The following is an 18,800-nucleotide window of genomic DNA, read 5'->3' as shown; positions in this document are numbered from 1 at the left end:
ACGAGCTGAAAGCGCGAATTCAAGCCCTCAAGGCCGAGTTGGCCTCGGTGAGCGGGCAAGGCGGTTCGTCGGGCACTTCAGGTTCGGCTTCGAATCAGACAGGGGCCAACGCCGTTAGCGGCACGAGCGGTTCGAATGGCGCCGGCCATTCCGCCAGTGCGGGCTCTTCCGCTGCCCAGTCGTCCCAAGGCGGCAGCGCCGGCAATCAAAATGCCAGCGCGGCGGCCCGCATCGAAGGGGAGATCGAAACGACCCAAGCCGAACTCGTTCAACTGATGCTCGCAAGCGGGCAGACCACGGGCCTCGTCTCGACCTCGGCTTGAGCGAGCGCGTCCCACCCGCATTGCGGCATCAGGAAGCCGGGCATTCGAAGCTATAGATATAGCGCTTCACGTCCGGTTGATCGAGATTCTCGCGCGTCGCCACGACCGATGTGGTGAGGGTTTTCTTCGTGACCGCGCGCCCGTTCAGCGCATTGAGCGCCTGTTCGGCGGCGTCGCGTCCTTCGTCGTAGGGCTTGAGCACCACCTGCGCGGCGACGGTGCCTTTGCGCAACTGGTCGATACCCGGCGGATTCGCGTCGAATCCGACCACGATCACATCCTTCGTTTTACCGGTCGCCCGCAGCGCGGCCACCGTGCCTTCGGTATTGAACGCCGCCGTCGAAAACACCCCGACCAGGTTTGGCTTGGCCAGCGCCGTCGACGAGACGATCTGGTCCGCCTTCTGCACGCTGTTGTTGGAGAACTGCTGAGGCAGATACTCGATACCTTTGGTCGCTTTCATCACGTCCGCGAAGCCGACTTCACGCGCGTCGGTCGTGGTCACGCCCGGCGAGAGATTGACCGTGATTACCGAACCGCTGCGGCCATGCAGCAGATCGGCCAGCGCGCGGCCGGCCACCGCGCCCGCTTCCTTGTTGTCCGCGGAGACCTCGGCGGCGGCGAACGAGGTGTCGTCGAGCGTGGTGTCCGCGAGTACGATCTTGATGCCTGCCGCGGCGGCCGCACGCAACGGTGCGATCAGCGCTTTCGAATCGGTGGGTGCAATCACGATCGCATCGGGATGCTGCGCCACCACTGCGTTGAGAATCGGAATCTGTGCAACCGGGTCGAAGCTGCGTGGCGCCTGGGTGACCACTTTCGCGCCTTGCTGCGCGGCCACCGCCTGGATGCCGCAGCCGAGCGAGCCATAGTAGGCGTCACCCGCCACCCCTGGAATGAAGGCGATCGTATAGGATTTGGCCGCCTGCGCGGTTGGTGCCGGCAGCAGGCTGCCAGCCACGATGACGGTGCCAGCGAGAGCAGCGCACATCGCCTTGAGCGCGTTCTTTTTCATGACTGTCTCCAGTGTCTTGAGATATTTGTTTAGGTAAGCAAACTATCTACCTGCGCGCGCCCGCCGTCCTAGCTGGTCGAGATACACTGCCCCGATCAGCACGACGCCGACAATCACATCGCGCCAGAACGACTCCAGTCCGAGCATCACCAGACCGTTGTCGAGCACAGCGGGAATCAGTACGCCAATCGCGGTGCCGAATACGCCACCCGCCCCACCAAACAGGCTCGTGCCGCCAATCACCACGGCGGCGACGACGCTCAGATTGTCGGTGGTATGCCCGGAGATCGTGGTCGATCCGTACCGTGCCAGCGACAGCAAGCCGGCCACGCCGGCAAGCAGTCCCGCAAGCGCATACACGATGATCAGATGACGCGTGACGTCGATGCCCATTTCACGCGACGCATTCGGGTTCGAGCCAATCGCAAAGGTGTGGCGGCCGAACCGCGTCAACGTGAGCGCCGCGCCGCCCACCAATGCCACCACCAGCGCAATGATCACGAGCCACGGCACGCCGAGAAAATCGCCGATGCCCAGGGTATCGCCGAGCACGTCGGGCACGTCCTTCAGATCGACGCCTTCGCTGATGATCAGCGCGAGTCCTTGCGCCGCGCCGAGCGTGCCGAGCGTCGTGATGAGCGGCGGCACGCGCGCTTTGGCGATCAGCGTACCGTTGATGGTGCCCCACAGCGCGCCGCACACAGCGGCAGCGACAAAGCCGAGTAGCACCACGCCCCAGCCCTGGCCGCCCGCCGCGGCCATCACCTTGTCGGCGACCACGCCGGAGAACACCAGCACGGAGCCCACCGACAGATCCACACCGGCCGTGACGATGACGAAGGTCGCGCCAACCGCCATCACGAGCAGGATCGACGCAGCCGTGCAGATGTTCTTCAGGTTCGCGACGCTCGCGAAACTCTCGAAGCGGAACGTCGCAAACACGGCCACGATGGCGAGCAGGATCAGGAAGATGCTCATCGCCGCGCTCGGCAAAGCGACGCGTCGTCCGCCCTTGACGAGAATGGGAGGTTGCGCCGGCATCATGTGCGTTCCTTCATGAGTGGTCCTCGTTCGCCTTGTTGGTCTCGTTGGAATAGGCGCCGATGATCGCCGCGACGATGCGCTCCATCGACATCTCCTCGCGCGTGAGCCGCGCGGTGCGCTGGCCGAGGCGCAACACCTCGACGCGATCCGCGACTTCCATCACGTCCGGTACGCTGTGGCTGATCAGGATCACCGCACGGCCGGAATCCCTGACGCGGCGAATCAGGTCGAGCACCGCCTTGCCCTGAGTGACGCCCAGGGCGGCGGTGGGTTCATCCATCACGACCAGTTTGTGGGCCCACGTGACTGCACGCACCACGGCCACGCTCTGCCGCTGGCCGCCCGAGAGGGTTGCAATGGGCGCGGTCGTGCTCTTCAGATTGACCTGCATCGAGGCCAGCGCCTCGCGCGTGCGTTCGCGCATCAAGGCGCGGTCGACGATGCCCAGACGGCCGAGAAAACCCGCCCGCAACGGCTCACGGCCGAGGAACATGTTGTCGGCGGCGTCGAGGTCGGGCGCCATCGCGAGATCCTGATAGACCGTTTCCATGCCGAGCGCCTGAGCGTGGCGGGGCGACGTCAACGTGACGGGTTCGCCGTCGAAGAGGATCTGACCTTCGTCAGGCTGATACACCCCGCACAGGGTTTTGACGAGCGTGCTCTTGCCCGCGCCGTTGTCGCCCATCAAGGCGACGACTTCGCCCTTGCCGATGGCGAAATTGGCGCCGCGCAGCGCCTCGATCCCGCCAAACCGCTTGGTAATGCCGCGTGCTTCGAGCAGCATGGGAGTGGCCATCTTTTCTCCTGAGTTAACCTGGGAGCTGCGTCGTATGGTTCGCTTTCCTTACCAGTCTGCAATGCTGCCGTCTTCGCGGAATGCCTCTGGAATCCAGCGCCCGGTGGTGTTGGCGGCGAGAAACGCTTCGTCCAGTTCAACGCCGAGCCCTGGGCCCTTCGGCATGGCGAGAAAGCCCTCGGCATCCACGTGTGGCACGTAGCTGGAAAGCTGCGCTGTCCATTCGAGGTTGGTGTGCCGTGTTTCCAGCATGGTAAACGCCTGCGCATGCGCGGCCAGATTCAGGCTCGCCGCCGCCTGCACCGGACCATTGGGGTTGTGCGGTGCGAATACCACACCATACAGTTCCGCCAAGGAGGCGATTTTCGCCATTTCGGTGATGCCGCCCGCGTTCGCGCAATCCGGTTGAATGATGCCGGCCCACTGGTTTTCCAGCACCTCACGAAACGCCCAGCGCGTAAACAACCGTTCGCCGACCGCGAGCGGCGTTTGCGATTGCTGGGCGAGCCGCTCCAGCGCTGCATTCGATTCCGGCGGCACTGGCTCTTCGAGCCACAGTGGCGCGGTGTGGCGCACGGCGGCTTCGATGACAATGGCAAGACTCGCGCCCGGTTTGCCGTGCATGTCGATGGCGAAGTCGCAGTCGTCGCCAATCTCGTCGCGCACGGCTTCGCAGCATGCAACGACATCGTTGATCACGCGTTTGCCTTCGATCTGCGCCACGTTTGGCAGCGGATAGATCTTCACGTTGCGAAAGCCCATTTCCAGTGCTTCCCGCGCGCGGCGGCGAAACTCGGCGGGGTCGGTGGAAAGGCCGAGATTTGCATAGGCCTTTACGCGCTCGCGCACGGGGCCACCCAGCAGATCGCAGACACTGCGCCCGGCGAGTTTGCCCTTGATGTCCCACAGCGCCATGTCGACGCCGGATAGTGCGGCGGTCTGGATCGGGCCGCCGCGCCAGTACGCGTGGCGATACATGCGCTGCCAGCACCATTCGTTGTGTTCCGGATTGGCGCCGGTCAGCAGTTTTTCGAGGTCACGAATCGCGCCGGCCACGCCTTCGGGCTTGGTCGGCAGTGAGGCTTCGCCCCATCCGTAAAGACCGGGCTCATCTGTTTCCACCTTGACGAACACCAGATCGGAGATCGGGCTATAGCAAACGTACGGTACCAGGCGCGTGATCTGGATCGGCATCGGTCAGTGTTCCGCGGCGACTCGGCCTTGCAATGCGAGGAGCACTTCCACGCATGCGCCAATGTTGTGATAGTCCGGCTCGGGAGCGCTCTTTTCGCTCGAGGCAAGCGCGTTATCGCCGTCCAGCATGCGGAACCAGGCCCCGTGGCGATGATCGACGAGGTGTGACCAGATGAAGTCCCACAACGAGTTGTAGATGATCCAGTAGCGGGTCTCTTCCGTTTCGAGCGCGAGCAGCGCGGCAGCAGCCACGGTCTCTGCGTGCGTCCACTGATGTTTGGCCGTGTCGTAGATGGCGCGATCGGGGGCGCAGGAATAGAACATGCCGCCAAGGCGGTCGTCCCACGCCCAGTGCATGGTTTCGTCGAACAGGAACTGCGCGCGCGGCAATTGCCACGGCTCGGGACGATGCCGCCGCAGGATTAGCAGCAACTTGGCCCACTCGGTCTGATGCCCGGAGAGATAGCCCCACGGTCGATAGGAATCCGTATGAATATCGCGGTTGTACTCCATGTCAGGAACCCAGTTTTCGTCGTAGTGTTCCCACACCAGATTGCGAGGATTGGCCCGCGCGAGATCGACCGTCACACGCCGTGCGATGATGTCGGCACGATCCAGATAGCGCTTTTCTCCGGTGGCTTCGAAGGCGGCCAGCATGGCTTCGCACGCGTGCATATTGCAGTTTTGTCCGCGATACGGATCGACCCTCGACCAGTCGGCCGACGCCTTGTCCGCATAGAGACCGGCGTTGGGGCTCCACAAATGCTGCTCCAGCGTGTCGACGACTTCGTTCAGCCACTCGCGCGCTTCGTCGATGCCGGCCATGATGGCATGCGCGTAAGCCAGCACGACAAATACGATGCCGTAGGTGACGTTGTCGTCGGAATCCGCGGTGGTCGGCGCTCCCCGCACCTGAAATTGCCAGCGATAGCCGCCGGTTGCCGCGTTGCGATGTTTTTCGTGCAGAAAGCGGGCCCCGTGCAGCGCGGCAGCCTTGAATTGCTCCATGCCGGTGAGACGGTACAGATGCGCCTGATTGACGACGTAGCGTGACGAGCACACCAGATTGCGCGTGGAGCGATCGAGAATCTCGCCCTCGTTGCTAAAGAACTGGTAGAAGCCACCGGCCTCGTCGAAGCCGCGTGGATGGTAGAAGGCCCATGTCTCTGCAATGTGCTCACGCAGCCAGGTGCGCGAAGTGAAGTCGGGCGGTTTGGACATGGATTCTCCCGTGTCGTCTAGAAACCGAGATTCGCCAGCAATCCGCCGTCGGCAACGAAGTCGGCGCCCGTGCAATAACTGCTGCGTGGGCCGGCGAGGAAGGCGACGACTTCGGCCAGTTCCTCCGGTTGTCCAATGCGTTGTAGCGGGACTCGCTTGCCCCAATCCCGGTAGGTTTCGTCGAGCGTCTTGCCGTCGCCGAACAATTCGGCGGCGCGCTGCAGCATGGGCGTGGCGATCGGGCCCGGACTCACGGAATTGGCGCGTATGCCGCGTGCGCCGAAATCCATTGCAAGGGTGCGCGTGAAGGCGAGAATCGCGCCCTTGCTGGTTGCGTAGGCCGAGAGGTTCCGGCTGCATGCGGAACCCTGGTTGGACGCCACGTTGACAATGGCACCGCCGCCCCGTTCGATCATGAAGCCGATGCCGGTGTGGGCGGTGAGATACATGGACTTGAGATTCACCTGGAGGGTGCGGTCCCAGGTGGCTTCGTCGGTGGAAAGCGCGTCGCCGTACGGGTGGATTGCCGCCGAGTTGACGATGATGTCGAGGCCGCCCCAGGCGGCGGCAGTGGCATGGATGGCGCGTTCGACGTCGGCGGCCTGGGCGCCATCGCCGACAAAGCCCAGCGCCCGCGCGCCGGTTTCTTCCCCGATGCGCCGCGCGGCTTCGATGCTGTCTTCCCGGTCGCTGAAAATCGCCACCGCTGCGCCGCGCGCGGCCATCAACCTGGCCGCGGCGAGGCCGATTCCCGAGCCTCCACCCATGACGAACGCGAGCTTGTTTGCGAATTCCTGATCCACATGCATCTCCGCTTCTTTCGACTTGAGGCTAGCTTAGCGAAACCATGTACGCTTGTATACTAGTGTTTTTTTGCGCGCGTCGATAGAATGGAGCCGCAGTCTTGCTGCATGGCCACACGGAGAAGCATTCATGAATGTCAACGACGCGCAGATCGACGCCCGGCAAGCGGGCTTTCTGGCGAAACTCGCGCATAGCGATGTCGAAATCGACCGGGGGCGGCAGGCGGGCGGGCAGGTGTACCAGATCCTCAGAAGGGCGATTGCGGAACTGGACCTGATGCCCAATGAACCTGTTTCGGAGCAGGCCGTGGCGGCGGCGTTGCAGCTGAGCCGTACACCGATCCGCGAGGCGTTTTTGTTGCTGGCAGAGGAAGGCTTGCTGGATGCCTACCCGCAGTTGGGCACTTTCGTTGCGCCGTTGCGGCTGGATACGATCCACCGCTCGCAGTTCGTGCGTGAAGCGCTGGAATGCGCCATTGCGCGGCGGGCCGCCGAGCTGATCAACGAAGCGGCGGCGAAGTCTCTGCGCGCCACGCTCAAACGCCAGCGCTCGCTTGCCAAGGCCAAAGACTGGCAGGCGTTTTATGCGGCCGACGAGCAGATGCACGAAGACATTTGCAGGCTGAGTGGCGTCGTCGACGTGTGGAAGACGGTGCAGTCGGCGAAGATCCATCTGGACCGTGTAAGGCGCCTGACCTTACCTATCCATGACCGGATTGAAAATGTGCTCGAGCAGCATGCGGCGATCGTCGATGCGATCATCGACTCGCATCCCGACCGTGCCGAAGCCGCCGCGCGCGTGCATATGCGTGACGTACTGCATCTGATTCCCGCGCTGCGCGAAGGTGCGCCGCATCTGTTCGCAAGACCGACGGTTTATCGCCGGCAAAATCCGTCCAATCTCAAGGAAGCGATGTAAGCTCTGCTGAAAGGAGTAGGGTGGCAAGTTCACACTCAAGGCAGAGAGCGCAATGAAACAAGGCAAAGCCAAACTGACCCGTCACGATGCGGAGCGGCTGTTCGAGGGCCTGCCCACGGGCGCGGCCAAGGTATCGTCCAAAGCCGAAAACCCCTTCGACACCGGCATGTTCGACGAGGTCGAGCGCATCGACGACGAAACGAAGCTCTGGAAAGACAATCTCGTCACGCTCCCGGCAACGTTCGAAGTCCCGGCCGGCTATCAATCCGCGGCGCGCGTACGTGAGGCAATGGAGCAGGCGTGGCGCGTGAAGTGGGTCAGGGAAGGCAAGAACGAACTCGTCACCGAATTCCCCGAGGGATGGTCGGCCGTCCGGCCGCCGAGCGGGCCGATCGAACTGCGCGATGCGGCCGGCGTAGTGCGCGCTTTATATGGCTGGGCCGAGGATGCCGAACTCAGGCTGTTGCCGCGTTATCTGGTGGAGTCGCAGTCGAATGGCACGAGCGGCCTTGGCAGCCTGATCGTGCGCGACAGGGAAACCGGCCAGATTCTCGAGCGGTCCTCCACCTGGTCGGCGCAGACCGGCACGAATCATCCCGATCATGCCAGGCTATCCGCCTGGCTCGACGCGCGCTATCCGCAGCATCGCGATCCGTTGCGATACTGGGAAGACTGCGAAGCGAATCGGGGAAACAGCGCCTGAAGCGAATGGCCGGCGCGCGCGTCGTTTCCGCTTAGCCAGTGGCGCCCGCGTCCGTCACGTTGGAGTCGTCTTCGCTCTGGCGTCCCGGCAGCATGCCGCGTTTGCGCATGACGGAAATGACATCGTCGACGATCACGTCTTCGAGCAGTCTGCGGCCGTCGCGTTCGCGACGTTCATTCGTGCGGTCGATGGCACGTTGCAGATCCGAAGTCTCTGCGGCGATAAATACCGCGAGGCCGTAGCCATATCGTGCGGCGAGTGCTTTGTCGAAAAAGTGTTTCATGCTTTCGTATTCGATCAACCTAATAAATCCAGAAAATCCGCAATCGTCATATCGCGGGCGTTTTCCGCGAGCAGCGGAAACAACACCCGGTCATAGGCCGCGCCGCACTCTGGGTCGGTAATATCGAAGCGTCCCAGTTGCGCGGTCACGATTGCTTCTGCGGCCTCGCTTGCCGACTCCAGGATTGCCCGCGCTTTTTGTTTGTCCATGAAGCAGTTATCGACCATGTCGATCAAAGCTTTAGGGAGTTGCGCGGCACAGCGTTTGCTGAGATGTGGCCACATCGAGTAGCCACCTTAAGTTGCTACATCAAGCCGCCATATCAAGCGGCGAAACTGGGCCGCTTTCTCACTGTTATCCGCCTGGAGGCACACATGGACTTCCCCGTGACCGAAGAACAGATCCGGACCCTGGCTTTTTACCTGTGGGAGAAGGACGGCAGCCCGGACGGCCGCTCGGACGAGTACTGGCTGAAGGCACAGCAGCAGCTAACAGGTAATACCGGCGAAGGTAACAGCGGCGCGGGTAACGGCGGCGAGACCACGTCAGACCCGGCACAAACCCGAGAATAACGGAGATGCCGGACGCCCGCTCGCTGCGTGCCACGCGGCAAAAGTAGGGCCGATTCGGCGCCCGCTGGCGTGGTCCAGCATTTTGCCAGAAAACAATTTGACGTCACGAAACACGACCGTTGCCTCAGGTATGCTGAGCGCTTTTGGCTAGCTTTCCGTCCAAGGGGAGAACATGCGGCGCGTCGTATTCAACCAGAAGGGTGGCGTAGGTAAATCGACCATTGTCTGTAATCTCGCGGCAATCAGTGCCAGCGAGGGAAAGCGCACGCTGGTCATCGACCTGGATGCTCAGGCGAATTCGAGCCAGTATCTGCTCGGCGCGCAGGTCAGCGAGGCCAATCCCACGGTGGCGGGCTTCTTTGAAACTGCGCTCACGTTCAGTTTCAAGCCCATTGAAGTGACCTCGTTCATTCACGCGTCGCCATTTGAAAATCTCGACGTGATGCCCGCGCATGCCGATCTGGACACGCTGCATGGCAAGCTGGAATCGCGCTACAAGATCTACAAGTTGCGTGACGCGCTCAATGAGCTCGATATGTACGATGAAGTCTATATCGACACCCCGCCTGCGCTGAATTTCTACACGCGCTCCGCGCTCATCGCGGCTGAGCGCTGCCTGATCCCGTTCGATTGCGACGATTTCTCCCGTCGCGCGCTGTACACGTTGCTGGAAAACGTGAAGGAGATCCAGCAGGATCACAATGTTTCGCTGGAAGTGGAGGGGATCGTCATCAACCAGTTTCAGCCGCGTGCGAGTTTGCCGCAAAAGCTGGTGGATGAACTCATCGGCGAAGGTTTGCCGGTGCTGGCCGCGCGACTGTCTTCGTCAGTGAAGATTCGTGAATCGCATCAGCAGGCAAGACCCCTCATTCACCTCGATCCAGGGCACAAGCTTTCGCAGGAGTATCGAGCGCTGTATGGTGAGTTGTGCGAATGAGGTAGTAGCCGCGAACTTCGAGCCGCACCGCGTTGCCGCTGATGCAGGGTCACACCGCCATGACGCAAAGGGCCGAGTTGCGTTATCTTGTGAGAAATGAGAAGCGAGAAATGAAAAACGAGAAATGACAGGCGGCAGGCGCCGCCGCGCGCCTGTTACGCAGGTCTTAATCGAACGATACCCTTGTCGCCCGGAGGCGTGACCATGAGCACCGTTTTGGATGAGCAGGCAACCCGCGAGTTGATCGGTCGCTTTTACGAGGCGTTTTCGCGCAAGAGCGTCGAGCTGTTACGCGAGGTGGTGGCGGCAGACTGGGAGTACATCCCGGAGCCGCCGGGCGCCGTGCCGGGACCGGATCAGATGATCGCCGCCTTCAAACGGATCGAATCCGCGCTGCCCGATATGTCCATAAAGTTGCTTGATGTGCTCATTCATGGCGATCGGGTCGCCGTGCGCGCGGAAGTCAGCGGGACGCAGTCGGGCAGGCTGCTGGGCATCGATCCCACTGCCAAACCGCTGCACTTCGCGATCCATTCATTTCATCAGATACGCGATGGCGTGGTCGCCAAAACCTGGCACATCGAAGACTGGTTGTCGGTGTTCAAACAGATCGGTGCGTATCCGCAGAGCCTGCCGGGCGATTGATTCTTCGCCACCCGTTAAGTGTTAGCGTGCCTGCCGGGTGGCCAACGCATGTCATCAGGCAATGCGCTGGCCACCTGCGTGGAGAAACCTCTAGAACGCGAAGTACGGACCATTGCCGCCCGGCGTGGACTTGCCGTTGATAGCGGTATAGATGGTGCGACCGTAGAAGAACGGCAAACCCCAATCGAACAGACCGTTCGAGTACGCCGCGAGATCGTTCATTGCGTAGGCGCCGCTATTGATCATCGTGAGGGCATTGCCCACGTTGAAGTCGATCGACGTGTTGTTGCCGTTCGCACCCGTCACGAGTGCGGAGAGGCTCGTGCTGGCGCTCGGGCAGAAGAACGTCGACGCATTGCCGCCGCACTGATTGATGCTCAGGTCTTCAAAGAACAGACCGTTCGAGCCGCTATCGAGGAACGACCACGTGTAGTTCGTGCCCTTGTACTGCGTCGTCAGACTGCCCGTCGAAGGGCTGACCGTGTAGACCGTGGCGGATACCAGCGCGTTGTCGCTCTGCGTGCCGATCCCGAACGTGAGCGTGCCGTTGACCGTTTGCAAACCGCTGGCCGGCACAGTGGGCAACTGGATCATCACGCCGTTGTTGTCAGTGGCGAACATGCTCACCGGATTGGTGATCTGGTCAGCAAGCGCCACCGTGGTCGGCACGCAGGAAGTGGCGGACGTGCAGCCGTAATACGGCGTTTGCGCGGAATACGACTTCGCCACGCAGCCGGGGCCGCAGTCCGCAGCTTCCAGTCCGATGCCGAGAATGCCATTCGATCCCAGCAGCTTGGCCGTGTTGAGGTCCTGGACGCCCTGACTCGAACAGTCAGCGGGTGACGCGCCGACAGACGGGTCCGCGACAATCTGCACCGGCGCGCTCGCGGCCACTTCACCCCCGAGCTTGATGTCGGCTTTGGCGACGCTGCCATAGGTCGTGCCCGTGCCGAACACCGCGCAGGTGGCGAGCGTGCCGCCCACGGCGGCCGTTACCTTGGGCAGCGGCAGCGTCACGGCGGACGCAATCAGGCGCAGACCGAACGAGCCCGTATCCACCTGGACGTTGTTGATGGTCTGGCAGTTCGACGTGCCAGGCACACAGATCGTCACGGACGCGGTCAGCAGATTCGCGACACTGAACGTGTTGGGACCCACGGTGACATTCATCGTGTTCTGGACAGGCGTCGGCGTGGTGGGCGTGGATGTCGACGAGTTCTGCGAACCGCTCGAGGTGCCCGAGGACGCCGCCGTGCCCGAATCGCTGGAGCCGCCGCCCCCGCCGCCGCATGCGGCAAGTGCAACGCTCAGGCACCACACGGCCGCGATAGTGAATTTACGCATGAAGTTTCCTTACTGGATGTCTTGTGCGGTGACGCCGGCCGGCAGTGCGGCGGGGAGGTAGGCGTGGCCCACGTAGTGGCCCATGTGGCCACCCGCGCTCATCACGAAGTCCGTGGTCTGCACGCTGACGGGCCCAATGCCCCCATGCGCCTCGCGAAATGCCTTCACGCCGGCACTCGCCTCGCCGGTATAAGCGCCGAGCAGCCCTTGCAGATCGGGCATCGAGGGACCTTGCCAGGCCACGCCGAATACCACGCCGGAAGGTGCCACGTATTCACGCACCAGCGTCCCACGCGGCAACGTCATCTCATGGACGGTGTAGCCGGTGTCCGAGTGAGTCGCGCGGGTCGCGTTCATGCGAATCTGGTCATTTGCCACGGTGGCGCTCGATCCGCCCAGTGCCGCGTGTGCCGCGGAAGCAATGGACAGCGCAAGCACGGTGCCGAGCGCTGTGGTCTGCAGCGCCTGATATAAACGGCTTTGTACGGTCATGTTGGTATGGTTTGCAGCTTGTACGACTGCAGCAGGCGGCCGCAGGCGCGACGGGCGCGAAATGTGCCAGTCCTCTGTACATCGGAAATATTCAGGAAATATTTAGGGGCATGCGCGGATTTTTTATTTCTGATCGCGCGTTCAGTGCTTCAGCAGCGAGGTTGCCGGGCGTTCAAGCTTGCCCGGCAACCTGTCTGTGGTCTGGATCAGTGGCCCAAGCCGCTGGCAGCAATCTGCTGCTCCACGTACTGCGCAAACAACGCATGCAGATGCGTGGTGGGATGCAGGTCGTCGGCGAACATATAGGTCTGGTCCGCGTTCGAACTCACATACGTGGACGGCGAGCAGAGCAACGAGGTGTTGTCCGGCGTTTTCGACGGGTCGCACGCCTGGCCTGTATTCGATACGGTGAAGCCGTTCGCCTGATAGTTCGCAATGATCCCGTTCAACCACGTATAGGCGTCGACCTGGATGACCTTGCTTTGCACGCCATCGGTCTGCAATGCGGACGTCAAGGTGCTGTTGAACAGTTGCGACAACTGCGTGAAGGTCGCGCCGCCGTCCGGCTGCGAGAGGCCGTCAGGCGACAGGCCGATGTTCGGCAGATTGACGACCACCACATGCGCGGCGCCGTTCTGCACGATCTGCGTGACGAGTTGCGCGAGCGTGGTCGCAGCTGTTTCAACGGTGGTTGCGGCGGCAGGCAGCGCGCCGGCGCGCAGCACGTCGTTGGCGCCGGCCCAGACCAGCACCAGTTGACCCGAGTTGAAGCTGCCATGCGCGCTCAGGTAGCTGGATACCTGCTGATTCACAGGCATCTCCACATTGCCGATGACATCGGTGAGGAAGTCGCTCTGGTTAGCCGGCGTGGCGACGGTCGAGCCACCTTCTGCGTAGCCGAAACCGTTTTGCGCTTTCAGTTCGTGCGTGAGGTCGATGGTAAAGGCTGCGTTTAGCGTGTCACCGTAGTATTGCGCGACGTTCTGCGTCCAGACCTGCCCCGGGTTCGTCGTGAACCGGCCGCCACCCACTGCGCTCGCGATAGGTGCGTAGGTGCCAACGTCGGAGAGGCTGTCGCCAAACGAAACGATTTGCAGATTCACGCCGCCCGCCGGCGTGGCAGTCGAACTGCCGCTATTGCTGGAACCGCCTCCATGTCCGCCGCATGCTGAAAGCAGGGTGATAGTCACGGCAAAAATTGCAGTGCGGACCGTGTTGATTTTTCCTCGCATGACGTCTGCTCCTTGGCCAGCCGACTAATGTGCGGCCTTTTGTGTGTTTATGGAAAGTACATCTTCCCGATGTGCTATCCGTGTAAGCAAAAAACGTGCGCCGTAAGGCGTTGTGAGGATGGGTGAGAAACGAGGCGAAGATGCGAGAGCGTTCTTGCCACGCAATGCGTGAGCAAAGCCGCTTTAGGTCCAGGGGACGTGCACTTTGTCGAGGCTGCGGTCGAGCTGATACGCCGCGCTGATCAGCGCAAGATGCGTGAGCGCTTGCGGGAAATTGCCCAGTGCCTCGCCGGTCGTCGCCACTTCCTCGGAGAAAAGCCCTAGATGGTTGGCGTATTCGAGCATCTTGTCGAACACGAGCCGGCCTTCGTCGACGCGGCCTGCCCGCGCGAGCGCTTCGGCGTACCAGAACGAACACGCGCTAAAGCCGCCCTCGATACCAGGCAGACCATCCAGTTCCGAGCCGCGCGTATAGCGGAAGATCAGAGGATCGACGCGCAGCTCACGCCCAATGGCGTCCAGCGTGCCGAGAAAACGCGGATCGGTGGCGCCGATAAAGCGCACGAGCGGCATCATCAATACGGACGCATCGAGCGTGTCCGAGTCCGGCGTCTGCACGAACGATTGCAGCTCGTCGTTCCAGAAATTTTCGTGGATGTCGTGATAGATCTCATCGCGTACGCCAAACCACGCTGAAAACGGCGCAGGCAGCGAACGCTTTTCCGCGAGGCGCAGCGCCCTATCCAGCGTGACCCAACACATCAACCGCGAGTGCAGCAACGGCCGCGCGCCGTTGCGCAGTTCCCATATGCCCTGATCCGGATCGCGCCAATGTTCGACCACGTAGTTGACGGTTTGCGTGACGTGCCGCCATCCCTCGTACGGCACGGCGGAACCGTACTTGTTGTACAGATAGAGCGCATCGAGCAAGGCGCCGTACACGTCGAGCTGGGTCTGATCGCGTGCGCCGTTGCCGACGAGCGGCGTACCCTGCAAGGAGCCGGGCAGCGTTTCCAGTTCCATCTCTTCCGGCGGCGGTTCGCCGTCCACCGCATACATCACGTGCAGCGAGCCGTCTGAATGGCAGCGTTGATTGCGCGCGGCAATCCACTTGATGAAGTGCCGCGCTTCCGAGGTGTAGCCAAGCCGCAGCAGCGCGTACACAGAAAACGCGGCATCGCGAATCCACGCATAGCGATAGTCCCAGCGGCGCGATCCATCCAGTGCTTCGGCAAGCCCGAAGGTCGGCGCAGCGACGATGGCGCCGTGCTCGCTCGAACTCAGCAGCTTGAGCGTGAGCGCCGAGCGCATGACGACTTCGCGATACCGTCCGCGGTAAATCGAGCGGGACGCCCAGCTCTGCCAGAAGCGCACGGTTTCATCGTAGACCAGGTGACAGTCCATGCGATGGCCACGCATCTCCTCGGCGGCGCCGAACACGAAACTCGCGGACTCCTTGCATTGCAATTCGAATTGCGCCTCGGCGCAGCCGTCTTTAATCGAGAGCGTGACGGTGGATTGCAGTTGCAGCGGTACACCGTTTTTTTCAGCGGTGAATTCGACGGTGTGCTCGTCCGTCGACGCAGCGCTGTGCGTGGCGCGGGCGTAGTCGAAGCGAGGTGCGCAATGCATGCGCAGGGACATGGAGCCGTGCACCATGCGCACGAAGCGCACCAGACAGTTGGGCAGCGAGGCCTCGCCTTCAGCCACTTCGCCGCTTGCCTCGCCGCTGGTGTCGCCTCGCACCGGCATCAGGTCGAGCAATTCGCAGACGCCATCGGGGGTCATGAAGCGCGTGAGCAGAATGTTGGTCTCGGGAATGTACATCTGCTTGACGTTGAATTCGTCGGACGCGGGACGTATGGCGAAGGCGCCGCCGCGCTCGGCATCAAGCAGACCGGCGAACACCGTGGGCGAGTCGACGCGCGGAAAGCACATGAAGTCCACGGTCCCTTCCAGCGACACGAGGGCCGTCGTTTTCATATTGCCCACAATGCCGCGGGCATCGATGGGCAGTTCAGTCTTCGTTGCGCGCACGCGCTGGCGATCACCCATTGTCGGCAAACTCCGGATAGAGGGTCATGCCGCCATCCACGTAGAGCGTCGTACCGGTGACGTAATCGCTCTCGTCGGAGGCGAGCCACACAGCCGCTTTGCCGATGTCGTCGGGCTCGCCGATCCGTCCGTATGGAATCAGCTTCAGCAGCTTTTCGAGGGCCGCTGGCGTGTCCCAGGCGGCACGATTGATGGGCGTCTTGATTGCACCGGGCGCGATGGCATTGACGCGAATGCGCTGTGGCGCGACCTCTTGCGCGAGCGATTTCATCATCATCTGAATGCCGCCTTTGGACGCGGCATAGTTCACGTGTCCGGCCCACGGAATCAGATCGTGGACCGAACTCATCAGGATCAGCTTGCCCAAGGCTTTTGAAACCGGCCGTGGACCGCGCCTGATGAATTCGCGCACTGCGCGCTGCGCTGTGATGAATTGCCCGGTGAGATTGATGTCAAGCACGCGGCGCCAGTCGTCTAGCGGCATGTCTACAAACGGGTGATCTTTTTGCACGCCGGAATTGGCGACGACAATATCGACGCTGGTGAAACGTTTGCGACACGCTTCGAACAGTGCATCGACGTCGGCCTCGACGGAAACGTCGGCTTTGACCGCAAGCGCCTGGCCGCCGGCTTCGCTGATCTGTTTGACCAGCGCCTCTGCGGGCTCGGGCTGTGAGTGATAGTTGACGACGACCGATGCGCCAGCTTCCGCTAGCGCTTTAGCCACGCCAAGTCCGATGCCGGAACTGGCACCGGTGACAATCGCGACCTGGTCACGAAGAGAGAGGGGCATGGGGTCTCCGGCCGGATACTTAACGTATGCCCGCCATCGACGCGATCAGCACAATCAGCACGATCAGTATGAAGAGGGCAGGCTGTTGCCTGCCGCAATCCACGTGCCCGCCCCTTCGTTGTCATTCAACGGCGCTTTAGAAGCGTTGCTAGACGTTTCCTCGAGCCGCCTTTAAGTCAACTTGAACCGGCTTAAAACCGATACGTCACGCCGATCTGCGCAACCGGATAGACCCGGTAGCGATTGACCTTGTTGGTGATGTTCTGCTCTTCCTGGTCGATATTGGCCTGCGTCGTGAAGAGCGTGTAGATCTCCGGCACATTATAGGAAACGCGCGGACGGCCATACGCCACACCCAGGTCGAAGGTCAGGCCGAAGCCTTTCGACACCGGCTTGTGTCCGTAGCCAATGCCGAGGTACGGCATGGCGTGCGGCAGCGACGCTTCGGCGCTGGGCGCAGGGCCCACAGCCGGCACATAGGAGCTGCCGATCTTGTAGTTGCCGTCCGCATTCGGCACCGCGTCAGCGTCCAGATGATCGCCGTTGATCAACACGCCGGTCGTCACGCGAAAGCCGCTCGATTTGAATGGAAACAGATCGAGGTAGAGACCGCCTTGCAGCAGCGTCAGCCGGCCGTCGTATTGATTGCCGTCCACATTCACGTTGTGGGACAGACCGAAGCCTTCGAGTTCAGCGTGCACGCCGGCCCATGAGTTGAGCGGCATCGACGCGCCAATGCCGGCACCGAGCGAGCCGCCCTGAACATACACTTCCTGCGCGCCGGCGCTTGCCGCGAACAACGCGATTGCTGCGGCGAGCGCCGCATGTCTTGCCTGATTCACGCACCTTCTCCGTAAGGGTCATTCCGCGGAGCTGACTTTACGGTTTAAGTGACGGGTTCAATCAGCGGATTAGGAGGCAGTTACGCATGCAGTTCGCGCTCAAGAATCAGAAATTCGCGAAAACAGAAGAAAATACCCGCAATTTTTGCCAAACCGGCGTTTGGCGCTTTTTTCTCATTGCGATATGGCCGGTTTTTAGCAGCTTGTTCGAGTAATTGATTGTGGTCTCGCGCTTTGATAATGCATCGCACGACAGGCACCGTCCGGGTGATACAGAAACCGGCATGACGGACGGAACGGCCGATGCAGGAGGCGCAGCGCGCTTCGTTATCAATGGCGTGGCGATGTACACGTCCCAATCTTTTCTAGCGTGGAGCAGGCATGTCTTTGTATCGAACGTCACGTTCATTCGGCGCAGTGGCGCTGATTGCGGCAACGGCAGTGTTAGGAGCGTGTGGCGGTGGTGGCGGGTCGGCAAGCAGCAACGCGAGTTCGAATGTCTTGAAGCTTTCTACCGCCGTGCAAAGCGAACCGGTGGCGAAATATGCGGGCGCAGTCGGCATTCTGTCGGGCCCGGGTGTGGCGACGATTTACACCTCGGTGGTGCAATCGTTGCTGACCGGCGTGACCTCGGATGCAGCGAACAGCACGAAGGTGTGCCCGACCAGCGGCTCGATCAGCATCGCCGCGCAGAGCGCGGGCAGTGCAGGCTTGCAGAGCGGCGAAAGCGCGACGGTGGGTTTCAACCAGTGCGTGGGACAGGTGAGTGCGCCGGGCGTATCGGCGTCGGCCGCGATTACGGGCTCGGTAACGGTGCAGGTGCAGAGCGCACAGGGCAAGGTAGGCAGTACTACGGCGGACTGGTCATACACCGCAGTCGAGACCGCTAACGCCGTGACGCTGACGTCATCGAATGGCACAACGGTGTTGAACGGCACGGTGACGTTCACGATGAGTTACGACGCCACGACGGGCACGACGACAACGACAGCGAGCGCACCGACCGTGACGCTCGCGGTGACGAAGGCCGCCGCGTCGGGGAATGTTACCGGCACGATTACGGTTAGTTCGTTGGCGTATTCGCGCGTGCATGGCACGGACCCGACGAGCGATACGGTATCGACGAGCGCGTCGATCAATGTGCAGGCGAGCGATGCAGTGATCGCGTTTGATGTGACGACACCGACGCCTGTGGTGGTGAGCGATGGCAATCTGGAAGCAGGGGAGATCCAGTTGACCTCGGATAATGCCGTCGAGACGATTACGCCGGCGGGTGCTACCAGTGTTGCTATTTCTGTTAGTGCCAATGGGCAGGTTGGGAGTTATACCGAAGCGGTGGATAGTTTGAAGGCTGTTATTGGGACTTAAGGTTTGGTTTTTGGTTTTTGGGGTTTGGCCTGCGGCGCTGGGTGATTTGCCTTCGGTGTTGGCCTTTTCTTGTTTTTTTTGGTTTTGGCCTATCCTTGATTTCTTATTGGTCTATTTGTGTTGCCCCTGTGCGGGGCGGCACCTACTTTTCTTTGCCGGCCGCAAAGAAAAGTAGGCAAAAGAAAGCGGGCTCACACCGCCAGCCAGTAGGTGTCTCCC

The 18,800-nt window shown here is 61.6% G+C and carries 22 protein-coding genes; 7 read left to right on the top strand and 15 right to left on the bottom strand.

From position 1 onward, the window contains the following. Nucleotides 1-47 precede the first annotated feature (47 nt). A complete protein-coding gene (locus tag D0B32_RS00450; protein WP_147329458.1) occupies nt 48-323 on the top strand; it encodes a hypothetical protein in 276 nt (91 codons plus the stop codon). Between the two features lie 28 nt (nt 324-351). On the opposite strand, the gene D0B32_RS00445 is transcribed toward D0B32_RS00450, so the two are convergent. The 6 genes from D0B32_RS00445 to D0B32_RS00420 are packed head-to-tail and all read right to left on the bottom strand — an operon-like array spanning nt 352 to nt 6,396. Further along, on the bottom strand, nt 352-1,338 hold the full coding sequence (locus D0B32_RS00445; RefSeq protein ID WP_117331722.1) for an ABC transporter substrate-binding protein: 987 nt from the start codon (nt 1,336-1,338) through the stop codon (nt 352-354). A 42-nt stretch (nt 1,339-1,380) separates the two neighbouring features. After that, nucleotides 1,381-2,382: an ABC transporter permease gene (locus tag D0B32_RS00440; protein WP_117331721.1), complete on the bottom strand. Its 1,002-nt coding sequence runs from the start codon at nt 2,380-2,382 to the stop codon at nt 1,381-1,383. Between the two features lie 10 nt (nt 2,383-2,392). Then, complete coding sequence (locus D0B32_RS00435; protein WP_117331720.1) at nt 2,393-3,178, bottom strand: ATP-binding cassette domain-containing protein; 786 nt, start codon at nt 3,176-3,178, stop codon at nt 2,393-2,395. A gap of 48 nt (nt 3,179-3,226) precedes the next feature. Next, a complete protein-coding gene (dgoD, locus tag D0B32_RS00430; RefSeq protein ID WP_117331719.1) occupies nt 3,227-4,372 on the bottom strand; it encodes a galactonate dehydratase in 1,146 nt (381 codons plus the stop codon). 3 nt (nt 4,373-4,375) lie between these two features. Continuing rightward, the gene (locus tag D0B32_RS00425; RefSeq protein ID WP_117331718.1) at nt 4,376-5,593 is read right to left on the bottom strand and encodes an AGE family epimerase/isomerase; all 1,218 of its coding nucleotides are present in this window, start codon (nt 5,591-5,593) and stop codon (nt 4,376-4,378) included. A gap of 17 nt (nt 5,594-5,610) precedes the next feature. Further along, on the bottom strand, nt 5,611-6,396 hold the full coding sequence (locus D0B32_RS00420) for an SDR family NAD(P)-dependent oxidoreductase (RefSeq protein ID WP_220444889.1): 786 nt from the start codon (nt 6,394-6,396) through the stop codon (nt 5,611-5,613). Nucleotides 6,397-6,526: 130 nt separating this feature from the next. On the opposite strand from D0B32_RS00420, the gene D0B32_RS00415 reads away from it, so the two are divergent. Next, complete coding sequence (locus tag D0B32_RS00415; RefSeq protein ID WP_117331716.1) at nt 6,527-7,315, top strand: GntR family transcriptional regulator; 789 nt, start codon at nt 6,527-6,529, stop codon at nt 7,313-7,315. Between the two features lie 52 nt (nt 7,316-7,367). Then, nucleotides 7,368-8,018: a hypothetical protein gene (locus D0B32_RS00410; protein ID WP_117331715.1), complete on the top strand. Its 651-nt coding sequence runs from the start codon at nt 7,368-7,370 to the stop codon at nt 8,016-8,018. 31 nt (nt 8,019-8,049) lie between these two features. Here the strand turns inward: D0B32_RS00410 and D0B32_RS00405 are convergent, their stop codons facing one another. Together D0B32_RS00405 and D0B32_RS00400 are read right to left on the bottom strand one after the other, a co-directional pair. Then, complete coding sequence (locus D0B32_RS00405; RefSeq protein WP_117333390.1) at nt 8,050-8,301, bottom strand: hypothetical protein; 252 nt, start codon at nt 8,299-8,301, stop codon at nt 8,050-8,052. 14 nt (nt 8,302-8,315) lie between these two features. Further along, a complete protein-coding gene (locus D0B32_RS00400) occupies nt 8,316-8,585 on the bottom strand; it encodes a hypothetical protein (RefSeq protein ID WP_259294836.1) in 270 nt (89 codons plus the stop codon). A gap of 90 nt (nt 8,586-8,675) precedes the next feature. On the opposite strand from D0B32_RS00400, the gene D0B32_RS00395 reads away from it, so the two are divergent. The 3 genes from D0B32_RS00395 (at nt 8,676) to D0B32_RS00385 (ending at nt 10,455) form a co-directional block, all read left to right on the top strand. Then, nucleotides 8,676-8,873, top strand: coding sequence for a DUF2934 domain-containing protein (locus D0B32_RS00395; RefSeq protein ID WP_117331714.1), 198 nt, complete (start codon nt 8,676-8,678; stop codon nt 8,871-8,873). Between the two features lie 172 nt (nt 8,874-9,045). Further along, complete coding sequence (locus D0B32_RS00390) at nt 9,046-9,810, top strand: ParA family protein (protein WP_117331713.1); 765 nt, start codon at nt 9,046-9,048, stop codon at nt 9,808-9,810. 204 nt (nt 9,811-10,014) lie between these two features. Continuing rightward, entirely contained in the window at nt 10,015-10,455 is a 441-nt protein-coding gene (locus D0B32_RS00385) for an ester cyclase (RefSeq protein ID WP_117331712.1), read from the top strand. A 90-nt stretch (nt 10,456-10,545) separates the two neighbouring features. Here D0B32_RS00385 and D0B32_RS00380 read toward each other — a convergent pair whose 3' ends face one another. The 7 genes from D0B32_RS00380 to D0B32_RS32155 form a co-directional block, all read right to left on the bottom strand. Beyond that, a complete protein-coding gene (locus D0B32_RS00380) occupies nt 10,546-11,799 on the bottom strand; it encodes a DUF3443 domain-containing protein (protein WP_117331711.1) in 1,254 nt (417 codons plus the stop codon). A gap of 9 nt (nt 11,800-11,808) precedes the next feature. After that, complete coding sequence (locus tag D0B32_RS00375) at nt 11,809-12,291, bottom strand: DUF2844 domain-containing protein (RefSeq protein ID WP_117331710.1); 483 nt, start codon at nt 12,289-12,291, stop codon at nt 11,809-11,811. Between the two features lie 206 nt (nt 12,292-12,497). Then, the gene (locus D0B32_RS00370) at nt 12,498-13,523 is read right to left on the bottom strand and encodes an SGNH/GDSL hydrolase family protein (protein WP_117331709.1); all 1,026 of its coding nucleotides are present in this window, start codon (nt 13,521-13,523) and stop codon (nt 12,498-12,500) included. A gap of 183 nt (nt 13,524-13,706) precedes the next feature. Further along, entirely contained in the window at nt 13,707-15,578 is a 1,872-nt protein-coding gene (locus tag D0B32_RS00365; RefSeq protein WP_220444888.1) for a glycoside hydrolase family 15 protein, read from the bottom strand. Beyond that, nucleotides 15,571-16,371 (bottom strand): SDR family oxidoreductase, encoded by an 801-nt coding sequence (locus tag D0B32_RS00360; RefSeq protein ID WP_117331708.1) that lies wholly within the window; start codon nt 16,369-16,371, stop codon nt 15,571-15,573. Before D0B32_RS00360 ends, D0B32_RS00365 begins: the two co-directional genes overlap by 8 nt. Nucleotides 16,372-16,562: 191 nt before the next feature. Further along, nucleotides 16,563-17,213 carry a hypothetical protein gene (locus tag D0B32_RS00355; RefSeq protein ID WP_117331707.1) on the bottom strand — a complete coding sequence of 217 codons (651 nt, stop codon included), beginning with the start codon at nt 17,211-17,213 and terminating at the stop codon, nt 16,563-16,565. Nucleotides 17,214-17,293: 80 nt separating this feature from the next. Next, nucleotides 17,294-17,572 carry a hypothetical protein gene (locus tag D0B32_RS32155; protein WP_147329457.1) on the bottom strand — a complete coding sequence of 93 codons (279 nt, stop codon included), beginning with the start codon at nt 17,570-17,572 and terminating at the stop codon, nt 17,294-17,296. Nucleotides 17,573-17,594: 22 nt separating this feature from the next. Here D0B32_RS32155 and D0B32_RS00350 point away from each other — a divergent pair, with 22 nt between their 5' ends. Next, nucleotides 17,595-18,581: a hypothetical protein gene (locus tag D0B32_RS00350; protein WP_117331706.1), complete on the top strand. Its 987-nt coding sequence runs from the start codon at nt 17,595-17,597 to the stop codon at nt 18,579-18,581. Nucleotides 18,582-18,800 lie beyond the last annotated feature (219 nt).

Source organism: Paraburkholderia sp. DHOC27 (assembly GCF_003429005.1).
Classification (GTDB): Bacteria; Pseudomonadota; Gammaproteobacteria; order Burkholderiales; family Burkholderiaceae; genus Paraburkholderia.
This window is presented reverse-complemented; position numbering and strand designations above follow the sequence as displayed.

Coding starts and splice junctions, on each gene's coding strand:
- D0B32_RS00445 (WP_117331722.1), bottom strand. CDS start 1,338: ATGAAAAAGAACGCGCTCAAGGCGATGTGCGCTGCTCTCGCTGGCACC.
- D0B32_RS00440 (WP_117331721.1), bottom strand. CDS start 2,382: ATGATGCCGGCGCAACCTCCCATTCTCGTCAAGGGCGGACGACGCGTC.
- D0B32_RS00435 (WP_117331720.1), bottom strand. CDS start 3,178: ATGGCCACTCCCATGCTGCTCGAAGCACGCGGCATTACCAAGCGGTTT.
- dgoD (WP_117331719.1), bottom strand. CDS start 4,372: ATGCCGATCCAGATCACGCGCCTGGTACCGTACGTTTGCTATAGCCCG.
- D0B32_RS00425 (WP_117331718.1), bottom strand. CDS start 5,593: ATGTCCAAACCGCCCGACTTCACTTCGCGCACCTGGCTGCGTGAGCAC.
- D0B32_RS00415 (WP_117331716.1), top strand. CDS start 6,527: ATGAATGTCAACGACGCGCAGATCGACGCCCGGCAAGCGGGCTTTCTG.
- D0B32_RS00410 (WP_117331715.1), top strand. CDS start 7,368: ATGAAACAAGGCAAAGCCAAACTGACCCGTCACGATGCGGAGCGGCTG.
- D0B32_RS00405 (WP_117333390.1), bottom strand. CDS start 8,301: ATGAAACACTTTTTCGACAAAGCACTCGCCGCACGATATGGCTACGGC.
- D0B32_RS00400 (WP_259294836.1), bottom strand. CDS start 8,585: ATGTGGCCACATCTCAGCAAACGCTGTGCCGCGCAACTCCCTAAAGCT.
- D0B32_RS00395 (WP_117331714.1), top strand. CDS start 8,676: ATGGACTTCCCCGTGACCGAAGAACAGATCCGGACCCTGGCTTTTTAC.
- D0B32_RS00390 (WP_117331713.1), top strand. CDS start 9,046: ATGCGGCGCGTCGTATTCAACCAGAAGGGTGGCGTAGGTAAATCGACC.
- D0B32_RS00385 (WP_117331712.1), top strand. CDS start 10,015: ATGAGCACCGTTTTGGATGAGCAGGCAACCCGCGAGTTGATCGGTCGC.
- D0B32_RS00380 (WP_117331711.1), bottom strand. CDS start 11,799: ATGCGTAAATTCACTATCGCGGCCGTGTGGTGCCTGAGCGTTGCACTT.
- D0B32_RS00375 (WP_117331710.1), bottom strand. CDS start 12,291: ATGACCGTACAAAGCCGTTTATATCAGGCGCTGCAGACCACAGCGCTC.
- D0B32_RS00370 (WP_117331709.1), bottom strand. CDS start 13,523: ATGCGAGGAAAAATCAACACGGTCCGCACTGCAATTTTTGCCGTGACT.
- D0B32_RS00365 (WP_220444888.1), bottom strand. CDS start 15,578: ATGGGTGATCGCCAGCGCGTGCGCGCAACGAAGACTGAACTGCCCATC.
- D0B32_RS00360 (WP_117331708.1), bottom strand. CDS start 16,371: ATGCCCCTCTCTCTTCGTGACCAGGTCGCGATTGTCACCGGTGCCAGT.
- D0B32_RS00350 (WP_117331706.1), top strand. CDS start 17,595: ATGTCTTTGTATCGAACGTCACGTTCATTCGGCGCAGTGGCGCTGATT.